We start from the raw sequence: 7,754 nt of genomic DNA on the forward strand, positions 1-7,754 counted from the left end.
GGTGATCACCCGGCGCTTCCGGCGCCTGCTCGACGAGCGACTGGACATGCCCGAGCTGTCGGGCGGGGAGATCGACCCCGACGACGACCATGGCCCGATGCTGGTGGACCCCGACACCGGCCGGCCGCGCAAGTTCGCCTACGCGCCGGGGCTGGTCGTGGTCGACGGCGGCCCGCCCCAGGTGGCGGCCGCCCGGGACGCCCTGACGGCGCTCGGGATCGTCGACATCCCGGTGTGCGGGCTCGCCAAGCGGCTGGAGGAGGTGTGGGTCCCCGACGACGAGGACCCGGTGATCTTCCCCCGCACCTCCGAGGGCCTCTACCTGCTGCAGCGGGTGCGGGACGAGGCCCACCGGTTCGCGATCACCCACCACCGGTCGCGGCGGTCGAAGTCGATGGTGGAGAGCCTGCTCGACGACGTACCCGGCCTCGGGGAGGTCCGGCGCAAGTCGCTGCTCAAGCACTTCGGGTCGTTGCGCAAGCTGCGCGCGGCCACCGTCGAGGAGATCGCCCTCGTCCCCGGCATCGGGGAACGCACGGCGACCGCCATCAAGGATGCGGTGGCGGCACCGGAACGCCAGACTGTGCACGTCAACACCGCCACCGGCGAGGTCGTCTCGACCGGGCCCGACACACGCGAGGAGACGTGATGGAGGAGCAGTCCGGCGAGCTGGTGGTGGTCACCGGCATGACCGGGGCCGGCCGGAGCACGGCCGCCAAGGAGCTCGAGGACCTCGGCTACTACGTGGTCGACAACCTGCCGCCCCAGCTCGTCCCCGACGTGGTGCGGCTGGTCGACGAGTCGCGCGGCCAGCTCCAGCCGATCGCCGTCGTGGTCGACGTACGCTCCGGCTCCTTCTTCGCCGGCCTGCAGGAGGTCATCGCGCGTGGCCGCACCGGCCGCCGCACCACCCTGCTCTACCTCGACTGCAACGACGACGTGCTGGTCCGGCGTCAGGAGGCCGCGCGCCGGCCACACCCGCTGCAGGAGGGCGGCCGCCTGCTCGACGGGCTGCGGCGCGAGCGGGTCGTGCTCGGTGACCTGCGCGCCGACGCCGACCTCGTGATCGACACCTCCGGCCTCAACGTGCACCAGCTCGCCGACAAGGTGACCGAGGCGTTCGGGACGGCCCAGACCACCTCCATGCGGGCCACCGTCGTGTCCTTCGGGTTCAAGTACGGCATCCCGGTCGACGCCGACCTGGTGGCTGACATGCGCTTCCTGCCCAACCCGCACTGGGTGCCCGAGCTCCGCCCGCTCTCGGGGCGGGACCCGGAGGTCGCGAGCTACGTCAAGGAGCAGCCGGGCGCCGAGGAGTTCCTGACCGAGTACGTCGACCTGATCCGCACCGTTGTCCCGGGCTACCAGCGCGAGGGCAAACGGTTCATGACCATCGCCATCGGCTGCACCGGCGGCAAGCACCGCAGTGTCGCGATGGCCGAGGAGATCGCCGCCCGGCTGCGGGCGCCGGGGCTCGAGACCCGCGCGGTGCACCGTGACCTCGGGCGGGAGTGACGTGACCGGTCCCTCGGCGATCCGGTCCGGCCCCCGCCTCGACCTCGGTGCCGTGGCCCTGGGCGGCGGACACGGCCTCGCGGCCTCGCTGTCCGCGTTGCGGCACGTCGTCCGCGACCTCACCGCGGTGGTGACGGTCGCCGACAACGGCGGCAGCTCGGGACGGTTGCGCACCGAGTTCGGCGCCCTCCCCCCGGGCGACCTCAGGATGGCGCTCGCGGCGCTCTGCGGCGACGACGACTGGGGGCAGACCTGGGCCCGGGTGCTGCAGCACCGGTTTCGCAGCACCGGCGAGATGCACGACCACGCCGTCGGCAACCTGCTGATCGTGGCGCTCTGGGAGCTGCTCGGCGGCCACGTCGAGGGGCTCGACTGGGTGGGTCGGCTGCTCGGGGCCGAGGGGCGGGTGCTGCCGATGTCGGTGGCGCCGATCGACATCACTGCCCAGGTGGAGGGACTCGTGCCCGGCGACCCGTGGGCGACCACTCTTGTCCGCGGACAGGTCGAGGTCGCCTCGACGACCGGCCGAGTCCGCTCCGTGGAGCTGCTGCCGCACGACCCGCCGGCCTGCCCCGAGGCCCTCGCCGCGGTACACGCCGCCGACTGGTTGGTGCTCGGCCCGGGGTCGTGGTTCACCAGCGTGATCCCGCACCTGCTCGTCCCCGAGCTTCGGACGGCGCTGACCGGGACGCCAGCCCGCACCCTGGTCACCCTCAACCTGGAGCCGCAGACAGGGGAGACCGAGGGCTTCTCGCCCGAACGGCACCTCGAGGTCCTGGCCGCCCATGCGCCCGGGCTCGGCATCGACGTCGTGCTGGCCGACACCCGCGCGGTCGCCGACGACGACGCGCTGCGCAAGGTGGCGTCGGGGCTCGGCGCTGACGTGGTGGTCGCCGACGTGGCGATGGACGACGGTTCGCCGCGTCACGACCCGGCCAAGTTGGCGGATGCCTATGCGGGGATCATGAAGCGGGCATAAGGTTTGCGGGGCCTCCAATTCGGAGGTGTCGGCCTCATCGAGGCATCGGGGAAGGTGGCGCTCACGTGGCAGGATCGGACGCATGGCGATGACGGCGCAGGTGAAGGCGGAGCTTGCCAGCACGCAAGTGACCAAAGCTTGTTGTCGCAAGTCCGAGGTGTCGTCCATGCTGCGGTTCGCGGGTGGTCTGCACATCGTCAGTGGCCGGATCGTGGTGGAGGCCGAGCTCGACACCGGGGCCGCCGCGCGGCGGCTCCGCAAGGACATCGCGGAGATCTACGGACACGGCTCCGACGTCGTGATGGTGTCCGGCAACGGGATCCGCAAGGGCAGCCGCTACGTCGTAAGGGTGGTCCGCGACGGCGAGGCGCTGGCCCGACAGACCGGCCTTCTGGACAACCGCGGCCGCCCAGTGCGCGGGCTGCCGCCCCAGGTCGTCTCCGGGGCGGGCTGCGACGCGGTCGCCGCCTGGCGGGGCGCGTTCCTGGCCCACGGCTCCCTCACCGAGCCCGGCCGCTCCTCGGCGCTCGAGGTCACCTGTCCCGGCCCGGAGGCCGCGCTGGCCCTGGTCGGGGCGGCCCGCCGGCTCGGCATCTCCGCCAAGGCCCGCGAGGTCCGCGGCGTGGACCGGGTGGTGATCCGCGACGGCGACGCGATCGGCGCCCTGCTCACCCGCCTCGGCGCTCACGAGTCGCTGATGGCCTGGGAGGAGCGGCGGATGCGCCGCGAGGTCCGCGCCACCGCCAACCGACTGGCCAACTTCGACGACGCCAACCTGCGTCGGTCGGCCCGGGCCGCGGTCGCCGCCGGTGCGCGCGTCGAGCGCGCCCTGGAGATCCTCGGCGACGAGGTCCCCGACCACCTCAAGCTGGCCGGCGACCTGCGGCTCCAGCACAAGCAGGCGTCCCTCGAGGAGCTCGGCCAACTGCACGAACCGGCCCTCACCAAGGACGCGATCGCCGGGCGGATCCGGCGGCTGCTCGCGATGGCCGACAAGCGCGCGCAGGAGCTCGGCATCCCCGACACCGAGGCCAGCCTGACCCCGGAGATGCTCGCGGAGCAGCAGTAGCGCCACGACGCCGCGGGTCGGTCCCGTTCGTTACCCGCACGTACGCCGGACGACGGTTCGGGCCACGGTCCCCCTGAGGGTAGGGTCGGGTTCGTGACCAGCGCCGCGTCTCCGGGCGCGCCGGTCCCGCCCTGTGCCAGCTAGTCGAGGAGCATCAAGTGACCGTCCGCGTGGGTATCAACGGCTTCGGCCGCATCGGCCGCAACTTCTTCCGCGCCGTCCAGGCGTCGGGTGCCGACATCGAGATCGTCGGGGTCAACGACCTCACCGACAACAAGTCCCTGGCGCACCTGCTGAAGTACGACTCGATCCTGGGCCGGTTGCCCGGCGAGGTCACCGCCTCCGGTGACTCCATCTCCGTCGGCGGCAAGTCGTTCGCCGCGCTCGAGGAGCGCGACCCGTCCGCGCTGCCGTGGAAGGACCTCGGCGCCGACGTGGTGGTCGAGTCCACCGGCTTATTCACCGACGCCACCAAGGCCAAGGCCCACCTCGAGGCCGGCGCCAAGAAGGTGATCATCTCCGCCCCGGCGAAGAACGAGGACGTCACCGTCGTGATGGGGGTCAACCACACCGACTACGACGCCGACAACCACCACGTCATCTCCAACGCGTCGTGCACCACCAACTGCCTGGCGCCGATGGCCAAGGCGCTCAACGACGAGTTCGGCATCGTCAAGGGCCTGATGACCACCATCCACGCCTACACGGCCGACCAGAACCTCCAGGACGGCCCGCACAAGGACTTGCGTCGGGCCCGCGCGGCCGCGCTCAACATCGTGCCGACGTCCACCGGCGCAGCGAAGGCGATCGGCCTGGTGCTCCCCGAGCTCAAGGGCAAGCTCGACGGCTTCGCGCTGCGCGTCCCGATCCCCACCGGCTCCGCCACCGACCTCACCTTCGAGGCCGGCCGTGAGACGTCGGTCGAGGAGGTCAACGCGGCGATGAAGGCCGCCGCCGACGGCCCGCTCAAGGGCTACCTGACCTACACCGAGGACCCGATCGTCTCCTCCGACATCGTCACCGACCCGAGCTCGTGCATCTTCGACGCCGGGCTCACCAAGGTGTTCGGCAACCAGGTGAAGGTGGTCGGCTGGTACGACAACGAATGGGGCTACTCCAACCGCCTCGCCGACCTGATCACCCACGTCGGCGCAAGCCTCTGATCGCCGGCCGGAGACCGACGTCGCGATGAAGCTCATCGACGACCTGGGCGACCTGCGCGGCAAGCGCGTCCTCGTCCGGTCAGACCTCAATGTGCCCCTGGACGGCCCCGAGGGTGACAAGCGGATCACCGACGACGGCCGGATCCGCGCGAGCGTGCCCACGATCCGCCGCCTGGTCGACGCGGGTGCACGGGTCGTGGTCACCGCCCACCTCGGGCGGCCGGAGGGGGCACCCGACCCGGCGTACACCCTGGCGCCCGTGGCGACCCGGCTCGGCGAGCTGCTCGGCCAGGACGTCGCGTTCGCCACCGACACGGTGGGGGAGAGCGCGTCGGTCACCGTGGCCGGGCTCGCGGACGGCCAGGTCGCCGTGCTGGAGAACGTCCGGTTCAACGCCGGCGAGACCAGCAAGGACGACGCCGAGCGGGGGGCGTTCGCCGACCAGCTCGCCGAGCTCGCCGACGCGTTCGTCAGCGACGGCTTCGGTGTCGTGCACCGCAAGCAGGCGTCGGTGTACGACGTCGCGCAGCGGCTGCCGTCGGCCATGGGCGGGCTGGTCGCCGCCGAGATCGACGTGCTGAGGCGGCTCACCGAGGACCCGGACCGTCCCTACGCCGTCGTGCTCGGCGGCTCCAAGGTCTCCGACAAGCTCGGCGTCATCGACGCGTTGCTCGGCAAGGCCGACCGACTGCTGATCGGCGGCGGCATGGTGTTCACGTTCCTCAAGGCCCAGGGCCACGAGGTCGGCAAGAGCCTTCTCGAGGAGGACCAACTCGACATCTGCCGGGAGTACCTCCGTCGTGCCGAGGAGGCCGGGGTCGACCTGGTGCTGCCGACCGACGTGGTGGTCGCGCCCGAGTTCAAGGCCGACTCCCCGCCGACGGTCGTGCCGGCGGACCGGATCCCCGCGGACCAGCTCGGTCTGGACATCGGGCCCGAGTCCGGCAAGGCCTTCGCCGCCGCCCTCGCGGACGCCCGCACGGTCTTCTGGAACGGCCCCATGGGCGTGTTTGAGTTCGACGCCTTCTCCGCCGGCACCCGTGCCGTGGCGCAGGCCCTCGTCGACGCCGACGGACTCACGGTCGTCGGTGGCGGCGACTCCGCGGCCGCGGTGCGGCGGCTCGGCTTCGACGAGAACGCCTTCGGACACATCTCCACCGGCGGCGGCGCAAGCCTCGAGTACCTCGAGGGCAAGCCGCTCCCCGGCATCGACGTACTCTCCTGACCACCACGACCCGAAAGGGCCACATGGCCACCAACACGCGCGTCCCCCTGATGGCGGGCAACTGGAAGATGAACCTCAACCACCAGGAGGCAGTCGTCCTGGTGCAGAAGCTCTCCTGGACGCTCTCGGACAAGAAGCACGACTACGCCAAGGTCGAGGTGGCCGTGCTGCCGCCGTTCACCGACCTGCGCAGCGTGCAGACGCTCGTCGACGGCGACCGGCTGGAGATCAAGTACGGCGCGCAGGACGTCTCGACCCAGGACAGCGGCGCCTACACCGGCGAGATCTCTGCCGCCATGCTGGCCAAGCTGGGCTGCTCCTACGTCGTGGTCGGCCACTCCGAACGTCGCGAGCACCACCAGGAGACCGACGAGACCGTCAACGCCAAGGCCAAGAAGACGATCGCCGCAGGGATGACCCCCATCGTCTGCGTCGGCGAGGGCCTCGAGGTGCGCAAGGAGGGGCGGCACGTCGAGCACACGCTCGCGCAGCTCGACGGCTCCCTGGCCGGGCTCACCGCCTCCCAGGTCGCCGACCTGGTGGTCGCCTACGAGCCGGTGTGGGCGATCGGGACCGGCGAGGTGGCGACCCCCGACGACGCGCAGGAGGTCTGTGCGGCCATCCGTGCCCGGGTGGCCGAGACGCACGGCGACGAGACCGGGGCCGCCGTGCGCGTGCTCTACGGCGGCTCGGTGAAGGCCGCCAACGTCGCCGGAATCATGGAGAAGTCCGACGTCGACGGGTGTCTCGTCGGGGGCGCGAGCCTGCAGGCCGACGAGTTCGGCGGCATCTGCCGTTACTACGACATGCCGGTCATCTGACGTCCCGTCCACCCACCCGACTTTCGTGAGTTAGGCTTTCCCACCGTGGTTATCACCTTCACCGTGCTGCTGATCCTGTCCAGCCTGCTGCTGATCCTCCTGGTCCTCCTGCACAAGGGCCGGGGCGGCGGGCTCTCCGACATGTTCGGCGGTGGCGTCTCCAGCGGACTGGGTGGCTCCTCGGTCGCCGAGCGCAACTTGGACCGGATCACCGTCGGGACGGCGTTGATCTGGGCCGCGTGCATCATTGCCCTCGGCCTGCTGCTCAAGGCCGGCGCCTAACAGCCGTCGACCCGAACCCCCCGACAGGAGTCAGAAGCGTGGCAGGTGGTGGAAATGCCATCCGCGGCAGCCGTGTAGGTGCCGGTCCGATGGGCGAGGCCGAGCGCGGCGAGGCCGCGCCTCGTCAGAGCGTCGTCTACTTCTGTGCTCACGAGCACGAGTCGGTGATCACCTTCGCGGTCGAGGCGACCGTCCCGGACTCCTGGGACTGCCCGCGCTGCGGACTGCCGGCGAGCCTGGACGCGGAGAACCCGCCGCCGCCGCCGAAGATCGAGCCGTACAAGACGCACCTCGCCTACGTGAAGGAGCGCCGCTCCGACCAGGAGGCCGAGGAGATCCTCGACGAGGCGATCCAGACCCTGCGCGACCGCCGCAAGAAGGGCGAGATCGTCTTCTGACAACGATTCGTCTGCCGTCTATGGGGTGATTCCCGCGGGCGGATCGCAGACGAATCGTTGTGCTCAGTCGAGCTGTGAGGCGGCGTCGGCGTCGAGGAACCACACCGTGCGCTCCTGACCTCGCACGCCCGCCGCCGGCACTTCGTGCGGGTCCGCACCGCCGAGGGCCCGGCCGACCGCCTCGGCCTTGCCGGCACCCGAAGCGAGGAACCACACCTGCCGGGACCGGTTGAGCGCCGGGAAGGTGAGGCTGACCCGCTGCGGCGGCGGCTTGGGGGAGTCGGTGACCGCCACCGTGATGG

General features: G+C 71.3%; 10 protein-coding genes. 9 read left to right on the forward strand and 1 reads right to left on the reverse strand.

The genetic code is table 11. The features are described from left to right. From VFH10_RS08445 to VFH10_RS08485, 9 genes are all read left to right on the forward strand, one after another. Positions 1-649 (forward strand): helix-hairpin-helix domain-containing protein (locus tag VFH10_RS08445; RefSeq protein WP_325127673.1); only part of this gene is annotated, 649 nt, incomplete at its 5' end. Then, entirely contained in the window at positions 649-1,515 is an 867-nt protein-coding gene (rapZ, locus tag VFH10_RS08450) for an RNase adapter RapZ (RefSeq protein WP_325127674.1), read from the forward strand. The genes VFH10_RS08445 and rapZ, both read left to right, overlap by 1 nt. 1 nt (position 1,516) lies before the next feature. Beyond that, complete coding sequence (locus VFH10_RS08455; RefSeq protein ID WP_325127675.1) at positions 1,517-2,494, forward strand: uridine diphosphate-N-acetylglucosamine-binding protein YvcK; 978 nt, start codon at positions 1,517-1,519, stop codon at positions 2,492-2,494. Positions 2,495-2,576: 82 nt separating this feature from the next. After that, positions 2,577-3,563: a DNA-binding protein WhiA gene (gene whiA / locus VFH10_RS08460; protein WP_325127676.1), complete on the forward strand. Its 987-nt coding sequence runs from the start codon at positions 2,577-2,579 to the stop codon at positions 3,561-3,563. Between the two features lie 158 nt (positions 3,564-3,721). Further along, the gene (gene gap, locus VFH10_RS08465; protein WP_325127677.1) at positions 3,722-4,726 is read left to right on the forward strand and encodes a type I glyceraldehyde-3-phosphate dehydrogenase; all 1,005 of its coding nucleotides are present in this window, start codon (positions 3,722-3,724) and stop codon (positions 4,724-4,726) included. Between the two features lie 25 nt (positions 4,727-4,751). Beyond that, positions 4,752-5,951, forward strand: coding sequence for a phosphoglycerate kinase (locus tag VFH10_RS08470; RefSeq protein ID WP_325127678.1), 1,200 nt, complete (start codon positions 4,752-4,754; stop codon positions 5,949-5,951). 23 nt (positions 5,952-5,974) lie between these two features. Next, complete coding sequence (tpiA, locus tag VFH10_RS08475; RefSeq protein WP_325127679.1) at positions 5,975-6,772, forward strand: triose-phosphate isomerase; 798 nt, start codon at positions 5,975-5,977, stop codon at positions 6,770-6,772. A 45-nt stretch (positions 6,773-6,817) separates the two neighbouring features. Then, on the forward strand, positions 6,818-7,054 hold the full coding sequence (gene secG / locus VFH10_RS08480; RefSeq protein WP_325127680.1) for a preprotein translocase subunit SecG: 237 nt from the start codon (positions 6,818-6,820) through the stop codon (positions 7,052-7,054). Positions 7,055-7,092: 38 nt separating this feature from the next. Beyond that, the gene (locus VFH10_RS08485; RefSeq protein WP_325127681.1) at positions 7,093-7,452 is read left to right on the forward strand and encodes an RNA polymerase-binding protein RbpA; all 360 of its coding nucleotides are present in this window, start codon (positions 7,093-7,095) and stop codon (positions 7,450-7,452) included. Positions 7,453-7,515: 63 nt separating this feature from the next. Here the strand turns inward: VFH10_RS08485 and VFH10_RS08490 are convergent. Then, positions 7,516-7,754: 6-phosphogluconolactonase (locus VFH10_RS08490; protein ID WP_325127682.1), on the reverse strand; the 239-nt coding region annotated here is incomplete at its 5' end.

The sequence above is a fragment of the Nocardioides sp. genome (assembly GCF_035697785.1).
Lineage (GTDB): Bacteria > Actinomycetota > Actinomycetes > Propionibacteriales > Nocardioidaceae > Nocardioides_B.